This window comes from Blautia faecis, from assembly GCF_020554845.1.
GTDB lineage: Bacteria > Bacillota > Clostridia > Lachnospirales > Lachnospiraceae > Blautia_A > Blautia_A faecis.
This window is the reverse complement of record NZ_JAJCIA010000029.1, coordinates 33,376-51,355: the sequence shown is the minus strand read 5'-3', so window position 1 is coordinate 51,355 and position 17,980 is coordinate 33,376. Positions and strand designations below refer to the sequence as shown.

The window sequence follows — 17,980 nt, the reverse complement described above, 5'->3', positions numbered from 1 at the left end:
CATATAAAAAATCAACGAGTCCTTTTTGATCTTGATTTTCTCCGCCAAGTCTTACAATGATTATTTCTATAAGGTCTGCTTCGGCAGTATTAAACTTGACAGATTGAGATAGACGATATATATTAATAGTAATGAAAATAGAGGAAAGAAATATTGCATTGTGGAATATGCTTAAGTAAATTTGATTTATGAAATATTATCAGGTAATGCTAAACGGCATTAGATGGCAGCGCAGGAAAAGAACGTAATTATATGACACCAAATATCACTAAGTAGTACCAAAAGATCAATGAAGGGGACAAAAATTAACCTTGAAACTGTCACATTTGGTGTTCAAAAAAATTGTTGGTTCCGTGTGTTATTGAGTGTTATCTAGTACTAAATGGTATCAAATGACACACGATATCATGTACAAGATGACATAGGATGACACTATATATTGTGAAATTGGCGTAGATGTAATCTGCTAATCACAGACATCCGGAAAACAAAATGCGACCCGGGTGGTCACCTCTTTTTTATCCTTCATTATGGAGTTGACTTTACCGCAAATATATCTTGCAGCCTTATCAACTCGAAGTGAAATTTCATCACTTAGTGCTAATTTTCTCATATTTTTTCTTTCATATATATACCTTACAACAAAGGCGTCAGAGTTTGCAAAACATAGATTGCTGCCATAGAATATCTGTCTTATAAAATTTCACTGGTTTTCCTGTGATTTTTGATGCTCTGTCCAGTGCTTTTTCACTTGCATTTCTTAAATTGTTCAGTACCACAACATCATATCCTGCATTCTGAAGCTCCACTACCGTGTGGATTCCAATATAACAAGCACCACCTGTAACTAAAACTGCCATAATGATTCCTCCTGAACGTTTTTTCTTTTATTATAGTCTGATTTTTGTAAAAACATATGGACAAAGTTTTAGAAAATATGGAGAAAATGCCACGATTTCTTATCCGTTTTCTTAATTGCAAAAACTTATATTTTTTTATATTTTTTACTTGCTTTTTCCAATAATCTGCTATATACTGCCACTTGTAAAGTAATGCAGAGTAAGTTCATGAGCGTAAAGTGCCTTCCGGATGGAGAGTTGCCGGAGGACGAAAAGAGAAATCTTGCGGTTCGCGAATTGCTTCTCGCTGCAACAGAAGATAAATATGAATCCATAAATTATCTCCTATTGTGAGCGAAAAAAGAAAAGGAGGTAATTTTTTTATGGAGAAAACAAAGAACATGTTTCTCACATCAGCCAAAGAGCTGAAAACCACTTCTACCCTGGCAGTCTGTGCAATGCTCGCTGCCCTGGCACTGATTTTAAATTCAGTTGCTTCTATCAATATCGGTCCTTATGTAAAAATTGGATTTTCCAGTATCCCAAACCAGATTGCTGATTATCTGTTTGGACCCATTACCGGATGTCTGTTTGCCGGTGTGCTGGATATTGTGAAATTCTTTATCCGCCCGGATGGTCCATTTTTCTTTGGGTTCACCTTTAACGCAATGCTCGCGGCATTTATTTATGGATGTTTTTACTACAAACATAAGCTCACCTTCCGCCGCGTGCTGATTGCAAAACTGGTTGTCGTTCTGATTGTAAATGTTCTGTTAAATACCTTATGGCTGGATATGCTCTACGGAAAAGGCTTCCTTGCAATCCTCCCAATGCGTACTGTAAAGAACTTGATCATGTGGCCAATTGATTCCTTTATCTTCTTTACCATCACAAGATTGATTGAGCAGACAGGAATTTTTAATCTTTTTAGAAAACCAGTTGCCAACTGATTACATATATTTGAAAATATAAAAACTTAGCGATATCAAATAAAAAACGCGAATATTCCAGTACTTAATAAGCCACTGATATTCGCGTTTCTTATTATCCTAACCACTTAAAAGATGGATAGTATCTTACAACAGCTTTCCCCACAATCTGGTCAAACCTGAAGACATATTTAGAATGGATTACTTGAAGCCGGGGCTTTTATTGAAGTGATCAGATCCATCCATTTATACATATACCAGTTTCCGTCCTTAGATGATTTATAAACATCGATCCATTTACCACTGTCAGAAGCCTTGCAATAGATAAAGGCTCTATACTGATCAGGAGATGGTATGGAAGGATTTGCCGGAATGTATATCTGATCTTCATCTACTACAGAATCCTGAGTTAATGTAATTGAATAAGGCTGTGAAGGTGTGTAGTCATTCGCCGGAGTTGCACCATTTAAGAATGCATTTCCAAGATAGAGATACTGTTTACTCTTTTTCATTTGCTCTGCTAATCTCTGCTTCTCATAAACAGATAACTGCTTATTGCATAAATATCCGATCATTTCTTCGCAATCTGTCTGATTTTCCGGTTTCCAGGTCCGAAGTGACATGACATAAAGAGCGAGCACCTTATATCTTCCATCATCACCGCTGATGTTATACTGCTTCAATTCTTCCACGTTTGTTGGAATTGTGCTGAAAGTATAGGTATAAGTATTCAGAGGAATCTCAATCACTACAGATTCGCCAGCTTCATTCTTGACTGACCGCTGCCCTTTTATAACTGCTTTCGAAAGAACTGGTTCAGTCTGAGGCTTTGTTTCCATGGTAACTGTAACTGTGCATGTAAGAACAATCCCTGCATCTACTTTGATTTCTGTTGTTCCAACATTAATTGCATGTACCTTTCCCTGACTGTCTACCTCTGCAATATTCTTGTTTGAACTGGTCCATACGGGCAGATGCTTAGGATCCTGTACGCTAAGCTGATAATATTCACCTTTACGCATGCTTAAAGATGTTGCACTTAGTACTGGTGTTTTTGCTGGAGCTGTGGTAGGTGTTGCTGTAGGCTCTGCCGGCGGATTTACCGGAGCAGAAGGTGTTGTAGGTGCTGGCTTTGCAGGTGCTTTTTTACTCTTAACAGTAACCTTACACTTGTATGTTTTTTTGCCAACCTTAGCTTTAATATATGCAGTTCCTTTTTTCTTTGCTGTAACGACACCCTTTTTATTGACAGTTGCCACTGATTTCTTTGTGGAGGACCATTTCACTTTCTTTTTTGTGCCTTTTACCTTTAAACGGTATTTCTTGCCCTGGGTCAAGGTAAGCTTTGTTTTGTTCAGTTTGATCTTCGCGGCACTTACAGATGTGGTATCCACTGCCAGACACATTACTACAAGTAAGAATGTAGTAAGCAGTACGCTGGCTTTTTTTAATGATTTTTTACCATTTCTCATAAGCATTTTCTCCTTCCTTATAAGCAATACTGTCCTTTTTATTCTTATTATACATAGTTGCTTCTGATTTGCACTAGCACTTCTGACAGTAATCGAAAAGGATTATAAAAATGCTGCTACGCATATATCATTTATTCATCCGCCTGTTCTGCCAATTTATTTCCTCTACAACGTATAACAATCATATCGAATCGCTTTTCCGCTTAACGTATAAGAAGGCTTCCTTCCTGCCAGAAATTCACTTTTCAGCGGTCGTTTTACAATGATCTTATCTGGGTCTGCGCTGATAGCGGCGTCGAAAAGGTCGGTCTCTTGGGAGCATGGGGGCTCCAGCTTCTGGATGAGCTGCAGTTTTTTGTTGATCAGGCTGGACTTCTGTCTTGCGGGGAACATGGGATCCAGGTAGATGACGTCTACAGGATCCAGGAGTGCAGGCATTAATTCCACACTGTTGCCTTCTGCCAGCTTCATACGGGCAGCGATCTCTTTCAATACGGGATGCTTCTTTGCCCGGCGCAGGGCATCCTTCAAAAGAACAGCGATCACTGGATTCTGCTCATACAGAGTTACCTCATACCCCTGGGCTGCCAGAAGAAATCCATCCTCTCCCATACCTGCTGTGGCATCTATCGCCTTGCGCCCTGGCTTTTCTGATTTGGAAGCCCGTACTAGCATTTCATGCTGTAATCTTCCGTTGGTCACCCGGTGAAGCATATTCTCGAAATCTCCCTGATAAGTCAGACCATATCCGGTTAAAGAAACACCTTTGGAATTAAAAAGCACCGTCAGGTGTTCTCCCGGCTTTTCAGCGATTGGGGTATTTGTGCGCCTGGAAAAAGCTTCAGCCATATCTCTTGCGCCACCTTTTTCAAGGCAAACTACAATTTTTTCACTCATGTTCTCTTCTCTTTCTTTGTATCATATAAGTATTATAATTGTTGGCTTCTTTCATTACATTTTCTCAATCAGCTTGGAGTACACATGTTCTACAAACCATGGTTCTGTAGATTTCTTCAGCGCTTCTTCAGGGGAAAACCAGGCGACACCGCTGTTCTCGTCGGCTTTTATGGAGACAGCTTCCTCAAAATCTGCTTCCAGCAGATATGTTACATTCAGATGTAAATGGCTGGACACATATTTGCCCTTTTTCACATGTCCATCTACTGTAAGGGATTCCAAAGAAAAAATCTCCTCAGATACAGGACAGACATGGGAAATCCCCGCTTCCTCTTTCACTTCCCGAAGGGCAACTGCAAGTAAATCCGTTTCTCCGTCCGCATGCCCTCCCAGCCAGGACCAGGAATTATAAATATTGTGATAGACCATGAGAATTTTGCTTTTATCCTGATTTACCACCCAGGCAGAAGCAGTCATATGTGCTACCGTGTTTTCTCTGGAAAAAGCATTGGTATTATTTCTGATCCAGTTCAGAATAAGCTGCTTATCCGTCTCTTCTTGTTCATTGAACGGGGTATAATGCTCAATTTGGTTAAGTAGTTCCTGTCTGTTCATTATAGAGTGCTCCTTTTTATTGGTCTTGTACAATAGTATAACATAAGCAGATATTTATTTACACCTGAAAAGGAAGTATCTTTGTTATTCAAAATGCTGTTTAGCGTTTTCAAGATTGGTCTTTCCCTTTATCTTTAGCAACACCTTTGTTACAGTCAGCGCAGTGCCAGATTCGCTGCACAGAATTCTTGCCTGGGAGAGCGGGATATAGATCTGATTATCTTCTCCGGGGAGTATTGCAGCAACTTTACAGGGAAGACAGGACACTGGTGAAATATTATTCCCGGGATTGTCCATAGCCGTGAAACTACTGCTGGAAACGGAACTGCTGTATTCAGTAGAACTTTTATTTGAATCGATACTGTCTAAGCAGTGCTGCTGTGTCACTCCACAGATTGCCTGGATAGCTGTTCTTCATGCACAGCACAGAAGTAAACAAAAGCATAAAACATGTATATAAAATCGTTACGAATGTAATATAGACAAACTGGCCTAAGAGTCATTTCTTCTTGGTGGTACGGATCAGCTGATAAGGAGTGACTGGTGTCATTTTCGGCAGATCGGAGAACAGCAAAAGCAAAAGCATGGAACTTAGAAGCACTGCTGTTCCATCCCCGAAGGTCCACAGGAAAGGTTCAATTGACTGTACAGGCGTATTGTAGTTATCCATAACAACCATGATTCTTCCTGTAAGCAGAAAACTGAGCACAAATTCCAGAAAGAAGGTAAAAATCACTTTGGGATTACAGAAAAAGCCGAAGAAATTGTAGCGTACAATTCCAAGTGTCTGCTTCATATCAGTATCCCAGACTACGGTCTATAATACTTCCGTCTACTGCATTGATGGTAAGAAAGCTCCAGGTAGGCCAATCTGTCGTATCTGAGCAGGTTTCGCCATCATATTCGGAGTCAATTTTGCGGGATCCGAAGAAATCCCAGACAGGAACCAGAAGACCGGTATGGGCATCTGTGGATGGCTCATAAATTCTGGCATAGCCAAGAACGATACGGTCAATATTGAATACCCTGGAATTTTCATAGGTAAGGTTGTCCGCGTTGGTGACGATCATCATTTTTTCGTAGATATTCATGATCTCGCTGAATGGAAGCAGGCTTAAATTCTCAGTCTTAGTTTCTCCGATGGTGTATGGATTGCAATAAGTCATGCTGTCGATTCCGTCTGCATTTACATAAAAATAAAGGTTTTCGTAAGCCCAGGTTTCCATAGTACTGTCCATGTCTTCAAGCGCTCCACCTGCATCCATGGTATAGGTAAGCGGAGTTCCATTTATGGTACGGCTGTAGTAGATAACATAACCACTTCCGAGATAACTGGAGTTATCATCTGTTCCAATGGACGTCTGAATCGCATAATCCCATCCGCATTGGTTTAAATCGTCAAGGCCCATGGCATCTGCTTTTTCCTGGGCTAATTTCTTCGCGTCATCCAACGAAATTCCAATAGATTTTTCGGTAGGTTTTTCATATGGACTGCTGTTGGAATAATCGGACCAGACAGCGTCAGAAGGGATTTCTTTACCGTCTTTTTGGGCTATCTTCTGGATTCTTACTTCCAAAGAATAGGCTCCCCAGGAAGAGGTACGATAAGAATATTGGGAGCCGTCATCTAACTGGGCGATACCGGTAAAAGCATCGTCCTCCATAACTTCACCAGTACTGCTGTATGTCTGCACTCCCACGGCAGGTCTTCCTTCTACCAGATTTCTCGTTTCAGGTGCAGATTCATACTGGCTTTCCCAATAATCAATGTCACCGTAAATATCATATACGAGATTGCCATTATCATCGGTTCCCCAATTATTGGGATCCAGATTACCGTTGGCAACATCTTCTTTTAATTCATCGATTTTTTTCTTGATCTCATCCTTTGTCTGTACATAATAGCTGTCTGCAGTGTAAATCTTCGCATTTGAGAAAAAGGCATCCGTGATACCATCAAGAAGATCCTGTGTGACCGCAGCTGGTGTAACAGAAATTGCAGATATCTTTTCCACATCTGGTATTTCTACAGCTGCATCCGTATTTACCACAAGCTTAGACGTGTCGTCTGTTACCTGACTTTTGTAAGTCTCAGGCGCATTGATCAGGTCGCGGATAGTGGTTTTGGCAGCTGAGGCATTATCCGGGTGAACGTCAGTGGGGGCAGCAGTATCACTTGTACCAGTACTTTCAGAAGCAGTTGTCTGATCAGCGGAGGAGGCATTTCCTGCCATATTGACATCCTTGTCATCCGCTTCTTTGTAAGAATCCAGTGCTTTATTTCCCTTCTGCCTTACAAGGGAAGATTCTGGTGTCTGTGCACATCCCGCTAACATTCCCATGCAAAGAGTAAGTCCGATTATTCTTTCTATATTCTTTCTCATTTGTGTGAAGTCTCCCTTTCGATGTTTGAACATAACCGGAGACCCAGGGGAACGGGTGTTTGATATTGCTCATAGTAATCATCCGGTTATGTTCTGATATAGATTATAGTACTTGGAATTACACCAAATCTTCCGTAAATTGTAACTGAATTGTAATCTGGAAAGAAATTCGTTACCATTTAATGAATACACAGGTTCCCTTTCCTATTTCACTTTCAATTTTCAATTGAAATCCATGTATATCCGCAATTTTTTTACAAAGTGCAAGTCCAAGTCCCACACTTCCATTGGCCCGGGAACGGGATTTGTCAACCATATAAAATGCCTCTGTCACTTTATCAAGATCTTCAGCCGGGATTCCTTTGCCAAAATCCCGGACCATCAGTTTCTCAGCCGTTGCTTCCAGTATGAGTCTGGAATTGTCCGCGGAGGCTTTTACTGCGTTGTCAATAAAATTGTTTACCAGACTTAACATAAGATCTCTGTCAAAGTTTTTCTTCAGATCAGCCGGTTCACACTGAAGTTCCAGACAGATATTCTTCTCTTTCAGACGGCAGAGGTTAAGCTGTCTGGAATCCTCCAGAAAAGCTTTCACTGAGTTTTCTGTTGGGGCAAATCGTGCCTCCCCAGTTTCATATAATCCGGTAAGTTCCAGCATTTTTACCGAAAGTCGGGACAGCCTGCGGCATTCACTGGAAATATAGGAGAGAGCTCTCTCCTGCTGCTGTCTTTGCAGGCGCACTGTGAGAAGGGTATCTGCATATCCCAGGATAGAGGTCATAGGTGTTTTCAGCTCGTGGGCAAGACTTCCCATTAACTGTCGTTGTGTATGGTTTACAGTGGAAAGGCATTCAATTTGTTCTTTAACCTTGGAGGACATCTGATTAAAGCTTTTGCCAACCTGTGCTAGTTCCGTATCTCCTTCTGCAGGAACTTGTATATCATAGTTGCCTTCAGATACAGAAACCGCAGCTTCCCTTAATTTTGTAAGGGGTGCCATAATTTTCCGCAGACTGAAAAAAAGAATTGTTCCGGTTAACAGAAGCAGAACCAGCGTCAACGTGCCCGCCTGATAAAAAAGGATCCTGTTACTCTCCAGAACATCAGAAACATCTTTATAAGTGACAATCTGATAATTCAGATTTGTAGTTGACTCTGTGGAGGAATAAAAAAAAAGCAACAGTGTTTTACCGTCGGCTTTGCTGATAAGGGGATCACAGATATAAGTATCCGCATCATACCATTTTCCGTGTAATTCCACTTCTCCCAGTTGCTCCTGGATTCCCTGAACATCGAAGTCATAGGCGGTCCCGTTGTAAAGTTCTTCGCCATTCTGATATAGAACAGCACTGTCATGGAAAATCTGTCGGAAAGCGTAGATCAGAATTCGATTTCGGACTTTCTCATCGGAATTAGCGGACTGACTGCTTGTAAGTCTTAATTTCTCTTCAAATTGTAAAAGATTATTCTGAAATTTGGTATATTCATAGTTATTGATATACTGAATACTCTGATTCTTCCAGCGATATGAAGTATAGAAAAAAACAGCGGAGGATAAAATCAGGATCATGCAGGCCACCTGTAAAAAGATTTTTGTAAAAAGCTTCAAAATTCCACCTCCAGTCGGTATCCAATGCGGGGAATGGTTTTGATCCTGTTCTGCCAGCCCAGCTTCTTGCGGATACGTCCCACATGTGCATCTACTGTTCTTGTTTCTCCTTCGAATTCTACGCCCCAGAGACCGGCCAGAAGCTGCTCTCTTGTAAGAGCTTTATTGGGATTGCGGACGAACATCATAAGGCAGTTGTATTCCATTGGTTTCAGGTAAATTTCCTCTCCATTTCTGGTAACGGTATGGCTTATGGTGTCTATGGTAATATTGTTAATCTGTATCTGCTCCTGTAAATTTCCATGACGTTCCAGTACTTTCTCCAGGCGGACCATCACTTCCAGCATCTCGAAGGGCTTTACAATATAGTCTTCGGCACCTTCTTTAAGGCCTTTTACTTTGCTTGCGATGTCGGCTCTGGCGGTGAGAAAAATGACGGGAATGCCGTAGTGATTCAGTTCTGGTAAAAGGGTATATCCATCTTTTCCAGGGAGCATAATATCTACAAGGGCGCACTGGAACTCATGATCCCAGGCAATTCCTTCGCTGGCGTCATTGCCGTCCAGGTAGCTTACGGTCTGGTAGCCGGTGACTTCCAGGTTCATGCAAAGTAAGTTATTGATTGCTGGTTCATCTTCTATTACAAGTATTCTGGCTTTCATTTCGGGTCCTTTCTTGTATACTCTGAAAAATAGTCCTTATTTGATGTACTGGTTCTATTATACATGTTTTGGTAGTGATAAATGTAACCATATTGTAAAAAGCAGATATAGGGAAAAGTTGTGTGCGTTATTGATGGAAATGTGGCAGACTTTAAAGCTTTGTAGATATGGAGGCAGTCCTTATACAATCGCCCCACCTGAGATGGGTGGGGCGATTAAAAAATTATAGTATTTATTCAGCAGGTATTATTTCGCGAAGTGGTAACTGAGAAGTACAGAACAGTTACAAATTATTTACATGGAAATCAGTCCAAATGCATTTGCTACAGAGCTAAGCAGGATAATTGCTGCAAATATCGGGCAGAGGTATTTGATCATAAAGTTAAAAATCTTTTTCCTGCGGAAAGTTCCGCCTTCAGCTACTACTTCCTCCTCAATCTTTTCCACTCCCACTTTTCTGGAAATTAAAAGACAGGTTGCAAGTGCGGCAATTGGCATCATTACAGAATTGGTGAGGAAATCAAAGAAATCCAGAAACTGCATTCCAATGATTTTTACAAAGCCAAGCGGTCCATATCCAAGGGAAGAAAGAGTTCCAAGAAGAATCATGATCACACCAACAATAACGGTTGCTTTCTTTCTGTGCCATCTCAGTTCGTCCTGGAAGGTAGATACAGCGCTCTCCGTCAGGGCAATAGAGCTGGTAAGAGCTGCGCACAGCACCAGTACAAAGAACAGAATCCCAATGGGAGTTCCCAACCCCATACTGGCAAATACCTTGGGAATAGTGATGAACATAAGCGCCGGTCCTGCCTGTAAAGTATCCGGATCTCCACCGGAGAATGCAAACACAGCCGGAATGATCATCAGACCTGCCATAATGGCAATTGCAGTGTCAAACACTTCTACATTCTTGGTGGAACCTTCGATAGATACGTCCTTTTTCATATAAGAGCCAAAGGTTACCAGAATTCCCATGGCAATAGACAGGGAATAAAACATCTGACCCATGGCGGCTACCACTGTCATCCAGGAGAAATTCTCAATATTTGGTACCAGGAAATATTTCACTCCTGCAAGGGCACCTGGTCTTGTAACAGAGTAAACAGTAATAAGCACAGATAAAAATACCAGAACCGGCATCATAAATTTGGAAACGCGCTCTACTCCGTTTCGGACTCCTGCATAAATGATTGCAACTGTTAAAAATGCAAAAATAAGGAAACAGACCTCTGTGGAGGTACCATTCGAAATAAACTCAGAAAAATATCCGTCTTCTGCCAGCTTCTGGCTGTTACCTTTTATATATTCGATCAGATATTTGATAACCCATCCGCCGATAACGGAATAGTATGGCACGATCAGGACTGGAATGATGGCATTGATCCAGCCACCAAAGGACAGCCATTTAGACTTGCCAAATTTTCCAAAAGCACCTACCGGACTTTTTCTTGTCATTCGGCCAAGGGCGGTTTCGGCGACAATCATGGAGTAGCCAAAAGTAAGTGCCAGAATAATGTAAATCAGTAAAAATATTCCACCGCCGTATTTTGCCGCAAGGTAAGGAAATCGCCATATATTTCCCAGTCCGACGGAAGCTCCGGCAGCAGACAGTACAAATCCCAGTTTACCGGAAAAAGTACTTCGTTCATGATGATGTTTTTCCATAAATTTTTCCTTCCAAATTCGTAAAATTTGTTTTTGCTTTTTATAAACTCCAACTCTTATGATGATAACATGGTTTTGTGTTAAAGGCAAACAATATATATAAAATAACAGCAATAACAAATAATACAAAAACGAGGGAGAAATTATTGATTTTAACAAAATAAGATCTTATAATTAAGATTATCAATTAATATATATATGTTATGGAGGGTGCGGATTATGAATGAAGAATTGTTTAACGAAGCAACGAAATCAAATGTTCTCACAAAGAAACTGATCGACCAGCTTCTTGAGAGCATGACCTACAGCAGCATTTCCTTTATCAACTGGACCATTGAGACTTTGTCTCTGATCAAGGCGCGTCTGCAGCGCGGAGACCGGATTACAGACGAAGTCAGCGGAGAGGTTTATACCTTATACTCTTTCCAGCAGTTTGTGGAGAAGAATTTTTCTACTTATATAGCAAGCCAGGTATTTAAAGAGACTTCTAAGCCGGAGAAAATTTACTTCTCTCTGAAACCGTGTGAAGAGGGATACAGTCTGGTTGCTGCTGATTCTGACAGTAATAAGACCTATTCCTGGATCTCCAGCCTGAGTAAACGTTTTTCATTGGTAGAAATGATCGCCACAGGAATTGTATATGTGAAAGATACACGTACGAATACTTATCAGCCATTTATTTCCGGAAATGGCAAATATTGTAAGTATGATAAAGAGAAGGGAATTCTTGTAGAAATTTAATTATATTAACTTCCAGAGCGTATTTGAAAAGGGCTTTCTGCAAAAACTCCCGCAAAGTGGGGCGTGCAGATTACGGGAATGATTTATCAAATACGCTTTAGGGTATCAGACATAACAGACGGACACAGATCGCAAGGACTGCTTTTCTGAAATTTCAGAAAAGCAGTCCTTGCAATCTGTGTCTATTTTATTACATTCTAAGTTTTTTATGAAACTCCCGAATAGTATCATTGCTGTTAAAAATAAACATTCCTGCAAATACCAGCAGGCTGATTCCTGTGCATACCACAGATGGGTATGGAAAACGGATCAGGTGAAGAAACATAAGGATCAGCGGTACGAGACCAGCAAAAGCAGCCTGAACAAGATAAAACAGATACTCTTCTTTTTCCAGCTTTTGTACTTTTACGATCACGGGTATAGAGCCAAGCACTGCAAGAGCGCCAAATGGAAGGACAAAATCCAGAGACCATCCATGCCATCCGGTATATTTGTCCCACAGAACAGCGATAATAGTTACCAGGATCAACTGTATGATCTCGTTTTTTAAGATATTCCTCCGTTTGGCATAAGCAACCGCTACGATTAGCCATCCGCAAAGACAGCCAGCTGCGGCGAACCAGAACCAGTCCAGTTTTTCCCGTGTAAGGTAATTGATCATGCCGCAGAGAATTGCAGCTGCAATGCAGACAAAATTGAAAACCTGCACGATTCTCTGCGCCTCCTTTTTCTCTTTCAGGGAACAGCCGGGGAAATTATTGGTTTTTTCTGTATAAGGAATTTCTTCTTTTTTCAGCATGTTCAGAAAATTTCGCTGAATATTATCCTTGGGAAGCTTGGAGGTAAATCCAAGAACCATTTCGTTTTCGTAAGAACAGGAACAAAGCTGCATGGAGTTGGTACTTGCGAAAATTCCGAAACGGTCAATGTACTGGTTATACTCCTTTGGAAAACGAAGAATTCCAATATTGGAATAAACAGCCGTAATGCTTCTAGAGCTTAGGTTTGCTCCCAGCATAAGGAAATATTTCTTTATTTCCAGGGGAACTGCACGGATGACCGGATTTTTCTCCAGACGGACATAGCTATTCATATGTCTGGCAATTTTCTCTTCTACCAGTTCTGCGGCAAACTGCTCTTTCACGTGAGCCAGAATTTCTGTAAAATCAGAAGTTTTGGAAAAATCATGTCCCACTTCTATCCAGCCAAAAAAATTTGCCATAGACTGTGAGGGAAAATAATTCCGCAGATTTACAGGAACCATAAGGGCAATGGGGCGATTTTGCCTGCTCTTGGGAATTTCCTCATGGATGGAACAAAGAAACATGGCTGTGATCAGAATGGTTATGGAGACACCGTATTCTTTTGCTTTTGCATGAAGCTCTTTTACCGGAAGTACAATCTCTGTAATATGCATATCCTCATGAAGCAGCCGTTCTCCCGGAAGTCTGACAGCGCGAGGTTTTTTCTCAGAATTTCCGGGAATATCCGAGGAATAATACTGGGAAAAGCTATCCTCCTCCTGATCACCGGGGGTGCTCATATCCGTGACTGGAAGAGAAGGCAGATCCTGTTTCGGGTGAGCCTTTTTCAGATAATTGCTTACCAGTTCCTGGAGAAAATGCATTGCCCCGGTACCATCTGTCAGTGCATGGAAAACTTCAAAATTGATTCTTTTTTCATAATAGCTGACCTGAAAAAGAAGATTCTTTTTGTCTGGAATATACAGCCTGCTGCATGGAGGCTTCTTCTCTTCCTTTACAATTGGACGAATATCCCTGTGTTCCAGGTAGAACCAGAATAATCCTTTTCGGAGAACCATCTGAAACAGAGGATATTTTTCCATGGTTTTTTCAAGAGCGGCCTGGAGAAGCTCCGGTTTTACATTTTCCTTTAGTTCACAGTAAAAACGAAATACTCTGGTATCATTTTTGCCAGTTACCAGAGGAAAAGCAAGGGCCGCGTTATCCAGTTTTCTCCAGTTCGAATATCCTTCTTTCAATTTTCACACTTCCCTTTTTAAGAATTCGTTCATATAAGAAAAACTTTCCTGCACATGGAAAAAGCGGATTCCAAGAGCAAAAAAGCCGTGAAGTGCATCTTTGATCCGGTGTACTTCTACATAATTACCAGCCTCTGCCAGTTTTTTTCCATAATCTTCGCCTTCATCACGAAGAGGATCAAACTCTGCTGTGAGAATCAGGGTTTCTGGCATATTAGAAAAATCTCTTGCCAGAAGAGGTGCAAAATAAGGGTTGACCCGATCCTCGGGGCAGCTTTCATACAGATTCAGATAATCCTGCATTTTCACTGCAGTAAGCAGATATTCCGTACCGTTCTTCTGCACCGAGGCATAGGGCGAAGCGGCTGTATACGTATTATATAAGGCCGGATAAATAAGAATCTGCCGGTATACCTGGAATTCTCCATTGTCCCTTGCCATAAGAGCAACTGCGGCTGCAAGATTTCCTCCGGCACTGTCACCCATGATAGTGATTTTCCGGGGATCAGTATTCAGAATCAGCTTATTGGTGTAAAGCGCTTTCGCCGCTGCATAACAGTCCATCAGAGCCGTTGGAAAACGATATTCAGGAGCAAGCCTGTATTCCACAGATACTACAATATGACCGGTAGACTGGGACATTCTGGCACATACACGGTTATAGGTATCCACACTTTCTGTCACCCATCCTCCGCCATGAAAAAATAGAAGAACTGGAAAAGTATGGCCTTTTTCCACCCCGTTTGTCATGGCTTCTTCAGTAGGAAAATAAATCCGCAGAGGGATTTCGTAGTCCTCGTTGAAAATCTGGATATCCATTTTTTTCAGAAAAATATTCATGGCATCCAGCTTCTTAATGTCCACCAGTCTGCGGGAGGATTCCACTTCGATATTGCCGTAGGAAAGGGTGTGGAGAATTGCTCGCATGGTTTTGGAAATCATGGCCTGTATTCCTTTCTGGTTTTAAAATCAAGCTTCATCAGACTGTTCTGTTATGGAAAAATCAGTCTTCTGCATTAGCTGGCAGGCATCAGATAGAACGGAAGCCTTTTCCAATGATTTCGCTGCTGTTTACGATGGTAATAAATGCATGAGGATCAATCTGTCTTAAATGAATACGAAGACGGTTGGTCTCGCTTCGGGTAAGCACAGTCATCATTACCTTCTGCTCCTTCTTGGTATAGATGCCAAAGGCCTTCTGCTCTGTGGCAGAACGATGCAGGTCATTGATGATGAACTCTTCTACCTGCTCCGGATATTTACTAATGATCGTACATACCTTTCTCAGGTTCAGACTCTCAATTGCACTGTCTACTACAGTGCATTTCAGGATCATTCCAAGAATACAGTAAAGTCCGGTCTGGGCACCGTAAAGGTAAGCAGCGATCAGCACAATTCCCAGGTCACTGACCAAAAGTGCACGCCCGATCTCAAGGCTGGTATATTTGTGCAAAATCATTGCCACAATATCAGTACCACCAGTGGAGGCACCGACATTAAATACCATAGCAGCTCCCACTGCAGGAAGGATCACTGCAAAACAAAGCTCCAGGAACACGTCATGTGTAAGTGGCGAACTAAGGGGATAAATAGCTTCACAGGCACTTACATAGAAAGACAGGGCAAAAGAGGAATAGACAGTCCAGCCCATGGAGCGGATTCCAAGGAAGAAAAATCCAAGTACAACAAGTGCTGCATTGACGATCCACATAAATGCACCTACATTCCACTTCGGAAATAAGGTAGAAAGGATAATAGACAGACCAGATGTACCACCAAATGCGAAATGGTTGGGTGTTTTAAAAATGGCAATTCCAACCGCTGTAAAAATCAATCCCAGATTCAGAATGATAAAGAACATCAGGTTGTCTTTTGTAAATATATTTTTTTTCATAAAACGAGTCCTCTCCTTCTTTCGGTGAACTCAGTATAACGTAAAAAATGAGTCCTGTAAAGAAACGGAATCAAAGAATCCCGCAAGGCAGAATTATACAAACTCTGTTTTCCCGCTCTTCTTCGCTGCATCTATAAGCTCTCCTAACCGCTTATTGCAGCTTCCAACCGGAACAGCCGTGCAGATTATCCTCTCACAGCTTTCCATGGCTTTTTGCGCCTTCTGGAAGGCTTCTTCACTGATTTCCATGAAGGGTTCTTCCGTGATCACCTTTGAAGCCAATAGTCTTGCCAGGCGGTAATCCACGTCATTGGTGTAAAGAATACCTGCAATAAAAGGTGTATGCTCTTTCTGCAGCTGACGGAATATGGGAATACCAGTGCCGTTTCCACAGATTACGAAAGTTTTCGCTTCTCCGTCTGGTTTCGGAAGCTCAATACTTCCAAACAGGGGATCAAAAAATCCATTGTTGATCTCATACAGCTCCTTGATCATGTTCTCTTCAAAAATATCTTCCGGCTTTCCAAAATGAGAAATGGTATCTCCCTTTACGCAGATGATCTTATCTGCAATTTTCTGTGCCAGATCGATTTCGTGAAGAGACATGATAACTGTGATCTGCTTCTTTTTTGCCATATCCCGAAGAATGGATAAAAGATCCAGCTTATGTTTGATATCAAGGAAAGAGGTTGGCTCATCCAGAATAATAATATCCGGTTCCTGGCAGATCGCACGGGCAAGAAGCACTCTCTGACGCTGGCCATCGCTGATGTTGTTAAAGTCACGACTGCCAAGCGATTCCGCATGCACCGCTCTCATGGCTTCCTCTACCTTTTCCTCATCCTCTCTGGAAAGAATACCGAGTCTGCCTGTATAAGGGTAGCGTCCGGTTGCCACAATATCATGACAGGTCATAAGCTCCGGACGCATTCGTTCCGTAAGAACTACTGCCATGCGTGTGGAAAGCTCTTTATAGGAAAAAGAATTCAGATTGCGATCATCAAAGTAAACTTTTCCACCAATGATCTGCAGCTGTCTTGTGATACTTTTCAGAATCGTAGATTTACCAGAACCATTTGGACCAATGAGGGTTACAATCTCCCCTTTTTTAATTCCAATACAGATATCATGAATTAAGGCCTTTTTGTCATAACCGACAGAAAGGTTATCCATATGAAAATAGTAATTATCCATTTCAGTTTCCTCTCTTCTTCCGCAACATCATGAAAATAACAACAGGTGCTCCAAAGATGGAGGTAACGGTACTGATATTCAGCTCCAGAGGGGCAAAAGCCATTCTGGCAATCAGGTCACACATCATACAGAAAACTGCACCGCCCAGGAATGTTCCCGGAATGATTATAAGTGGTCTGGATGTGCCGAAGCTTCTTTTCATCAGAAATGGGACTGCAATTCCAACGAAAGAAATCGGTCCTGCAAAAGCAGTTACAGTTGCTGATAAAATACTGGAAAGCAAAATCAATGCAACACGGAAGAATTTGATATTTACGCCCATGCTTTGTGCATAAGCTTCTCCCAGCTGATAAGCACCGATGGGCTTTGACAGCAGGAAGGTCAGGGCCAGGGTAATTCCTACCACCACACAGGAAATGTAAACGTTACTCCAGCTCATACCGGAGAAGCTTCCCTGTGACCATCCGTGAAGATTTACAATATCGGAATCATCTGCAAAAGTTACCACAAAATCAGTTACTGCAGAACAGATATAGCCAATCATGATTCCGGCAACCAGAAGGGTGGCCATGTGCTTGATCCTTTTTGAAATCAGAAGAATAAAACCTATGGAAATCAGGGAACCAATAAAAGCTGCAATGATCAGAGTGTAAGAAGTTACGTTTACGGCTCTGCCAAGATAATAAATCATGGTAAGAGCTACTACCATTTTCGCACCGGAAGAAATTCCCAGAACAAAAGGTCCTGCAATGGGATTTTCAAAAAAGGTCTGGAGAAGAAAACCAGATAGGGATAAGGCACCTCCAAGAATGGCAGCCATCAGGATCCTGGGAAGACGGATTTTCCAGATGATGCTGTATTCTTTTGTATCTGTGGCTTTTTTCAGCAGGATATCTATGATCTCAGACAGAGAAATATGAACATTTCCTGTGTTGATATTCAAAACTGTGATCAGGCCAAAGGCCAGGATCAGCAGAATGAAAACCATAGCGTAACGAGATCGTCTCTTAAAATTTTCCATGTGGAAGCTGGTTCCAGCGGATTGATTGCTCATTTTATTTTTCTCCATTTTTG

General features: G+C 41.5%; 15 protein-coding genes, 2 pseudogenes and 1 riboswitch. Of the genes and pseudogenes, 3 read left to right on the top strand and 14 right to left on the bottom strand.

Going from position 1 to position 17,980, the window contains the following annotated elements:
* Positions 1-665: 665 nt before the first annotated feature.
* Positions 666-860 (bottom strand): annotated as a pseudogene (locus LIZ66_RS13685) (NAD-dependent epimerase/dehydratase family protein); the annotation flags it as partial.
* A gap of 193 nt (positions 861-1,053) precedes the next feature.
* Positions 1,054-1,151, top strand: a riboswitch (THF riboswitch).
* A 71-nt stretch (positions 1,152-1,222) separates the two neighbouring features.
* Between LIZ66_RS13685 and LIZ66_RS13680 the strand changes: the two are divergent.
* Complete coding sequence (locus tag LIZ66_RS13680) at positions 1,223-1,789, top strand: folate family ECF transporter S component (protein WP_227200924.1); 567 nt, start codon at positions 1,223-1,225, stop codon at positions 1,787-1,789.
* 170 nt (positions 1,790-1,959) lie between these two features.
* Here LIZ66_RS13680 and LIZ66_RS13675 read toward each other — a convergent pair whose 3' ends face one another.
* The 8 genes from LIZ66_RS13675 to LIZ66_RS13640 all read right to left on the bottom strand — a co-directional run bounded on the left by LIZ66_RS13675 (position 1,960) and on the right by LIZ66_RS13640 (position 11,075).
* Positions 1,960-3,240: an Ig-like domain-containing protein gene (locus LIZ66_RS13675; RefSeq protein ID WP_118583507.1), complete on the bottom strand. Its 1,281-nt coding sequence runs from the start codon at positions 3,238-3,240 to the stop codon at positions 1,960-1,962.
* 165 nt (positions 3,241-3,405) lie between these two features.
* On the bottom strand, positions 3,406-4,137 hold the full coding sequence (locus LIZ66_RS13670) for a class I SAM-dependent methyltransferase (protein WP_227200923.1): 732 nt from the start codon (positions 4,135-4,137) through the stop codon (positions 3,406-3,408).
* Positions 4,138-4,191: 54 nt separating this feature from the next.
* The gene (locus LIZ66_RS13665; RefSeq protein WP_173716756.1) at positions 4,192-4,752 is read right to left on the bottom strand and encodes an NUDIX hydrolase; all 561 of its coding nucleotides are present in this window, start codon (positions 4,750-4,752) and stop codon (positions 4,192-4,194) included.
* A 499-nt stretch (positions 4,753-5,251) separates the two neighbouring features.
* Positions 5,252-5,548, bottom strand: coding sequence for a hypothetical protein (locus LIZ66_RS13660; protein WP_227200922.1), 297 nt, complete (start codon positions 5,546-5,548; stop codon positions 5,252-5,254).
* Position 5,549: 1 nt separating this feature from the next.
* A complete protein-coding gene (locus tag LIZ66_RS13655) occupies positions 5,550-7,136 on the bottom strand; it encodes a DUF6034 family protein (protein WP_227200921.1) in 1,587 nt (528 codons plus the stop codon).
* Between the two features lie 172 nt (positions 7,137-7,308).
* On the bottom strand, positions 7,309-8,745 hold the full coding sequence (locus LIZ66_RS13650) for a sensor histidine kinase (protein WP_227200920.1): 1,437 nt from the start codon (positions 8,743-8,745) through the stop codon (positions 7,309-7,311).
* Complete coding sequence (locus LIZ66_RS13645) at positions 8,742-9,407, bottom strand: response regulator transcription factor (protein WP_173716751.1); 666 nt, start codon at positions 9,405-9,407, stop codon at positions 8,742-8,744. Before LIZ66_RS13645 ends, LIZ66_RS13650 begins: the two co-directional genes overlap by 4 nt.
* Positions 9,408-9,701: 294 nt before the next feature.
* Positions 9,702-11,075 (bottom strand): sodium-dependent transporter, encoded by a 1,374-nt coding sequence (locus LIZ66_RS13640; protein ID WP_148463384.1) that lies wholly within the window; start codon positions 11,073-11,075, stop codon positions 9,702-9,704.
* A gap of 219 nt (positions 11,076-11,294) precedes the next feature.
* Here LIZ66_RS13640 and LIZ66_RS13635 point away from each other — a divergent pair, with 219 nt between their 5' ends.
* Entirely contained in the window at positions 11,295-11,816 is a 522-nt protein-coding gene (locus tag LIZ66_RS13635) for a hypothetical protein (RefSeq protein WP_118583489.1), read from the top strand.
* A gap of 48 nt (positions 11,817-11,864) precedes the next feature.
* Positions 11,865-11,966: pseudogene (locus LIZ66_RS20095) on the top strand (DUF6783 domain-containing protein); the annotation flags it as partial.
* A gap of 40 nt (positions 11,967-12,006) precedes the next feature.
* Here the strand turns inward: LIZ66_RS20095 and LIZ66_RS13630 are convergent.
* The 5 genes from LIZ66_RS13630 to LIZ66_RS13610 all read right to left on the bottom strand — a co-directional run bounded on the left by LIZ66_RS13630 (position 12,007) and on the right by LIZ66_RS13610 (position 17,960).
* On the bottom strand, positions 12,007-13,818 hold the full coding sequence (locus tag LIZ66_RS13630; RefSeq protein ID WP_227200919.1) for a DUF6320 domain-containing protein: 1,812 nt from the start codon (positions 13,816-13,818) through the stop codon (positions 12,007-12,009).
* A gap of 3 nt (positions 13,819-13,821) precedes the next feature.
* Positions 13,822-14,760, bottom strand: a complete 939-nt coding sequence (locus LIZ66_RS13625; RefSeq protein ID WP_330663609.1) for an alpha/beta hydrolase — start codon at positions 14,758-14,760, stop codon at positions 13,822-13,824.
* Between the two features lie 88 nt (positions 14,761-14,848).
* A complete protein-coding gene (locus LIZ66_RS13620) occupies positions 14,849-15,712 on the bottom strand; it encodes a YitT family protein (RefSeq protein ID WP_118583485.1) in 864 nt (287 codons plus the stop codon).
* Positions 15,713-15,805: 93 nt separating this feature from the next.
* Positions 15,806-16,906, bottom strand: a complete 1,101-nt coding sequence (locus LIZ66_RS13615; protein ID WP_195992999.1) for an ABC transporter ATP-binding protein — start codon at positions 16,904-16,906, stop codon at positions 15,806-15,808.
* Between the two features lies 1 nt (position 16,907).
* A complete protein-coding gene (locus LIZ66_RS13610) occupies positions 16,908-17,960 on the bottom strand; it encodes a FecCD family ABC transporter permease (protein WP_118583481.1) in 1,053 nt (350 codons plus the stop codon).
* Positions 17,961-17,980 lie beyond the last annotated feature (20 nt).

What these genes read in the sequence shown, in the direction of transcription:
- LIZ66_RS13675 (WP_118583507.1), bottom strand. Translation starts at nt 3,240, where the DNA reads ATGAGAAATGGTAAAAAATCATTAAAAAAAGCCAGCGTACTGCTTACT.
- LIZ66_RS13635 (WP_118583489.1), top strand. Translation starts at nt 11,295, where the DNA reads ATGAATGAAGAATTGTTTAACGAAGCAACGAAATCAAATGTTCTCACA.
- LIZ66_RS13660 (WP_227200922.1), bottom strand. Translation starts at nt 5,548, where the DNA reads ATGAAGCAGACACTTGGAATTGTACGCTACAATTTCTTCGGCTTTTTC.
- LIZ66_RS13610 (WP_118583481.1), bottom strand. Translation starts at nt 17,960, where the DNA reads ATGAGCAATCAATCCGCTGGAACCAGCTTCCACATGGAAAATTTTAAG.
- LIZ66_RS13680 (WP_227200924.1), top strand. Translation starts at nt 1,223, where the DNA reads ATGGAGAAAACAAAGAACATGTTTCTCACATCAGCCAAAGAGCTGAAA.
- LIZ66_RS13625 (WP_330663609.1), bottom strand. Translation starts at nt 14,760, where the DNA reads ATGATTTCCAAAACCATGCGAGCAATTCTCCACACCCTTTCCTACGGC.
- LIZ66_RS13620 (WP_118583485.1), bottom strand. Translation starts at nt 15,712, where the DNA reads ATGAAAAAAAATATATTTACAAAAGACAACCTGATGTTCTTTATCATT.
- LIZ66_RS13645 (WP_173716751.1), bottom strand. Translation starts at nt 9,407, where the DNA reads ATGAAAGCCAGAATACTTGTAATAGAAGATGAACCAGCAATCAATAAC.
- LIZ66_RS13670 (WP_227200923.1), bottom strand. Translation starts at nt 4,137, where the DNA reads ATGAGTGAAAAAATTGTAGTTTGCCTTGAAAAAGGTGGCGCAAGAGAT.
- LIZ66_RS13665 (WP_173716756.1), bottom strand. Translation starts at nt 4,752, where the DNA reads ATGAACAGACAGGAACTACTTAACCAAATTGAGCATTATACCCCGTTC.
- LIZ66_RS13615 (WP_195992999.1), bottom strand. Translation starts at nt 16,906, where the DNA reads ATGGATAATTACTATTTTCATATGGATAACCTTTCTGTCGGTTATGAC.
- LIZ66_RS13655 (WP_227200921.1), bottom strand. Translation starts at nt 7,136, where the DNA reads ATGAGAAAGAATATAGAAAGAATAATCGGACTTACTCTTTGCATGGGA.
- LIZ66_RS13640 (WP_148463384.1), bottom strand. Translation starts at nt 11,075, where the DNA reads ATGGAAAAACATCATCATGAACGAAGTACTTTTTCCGGTAAACTGGGA.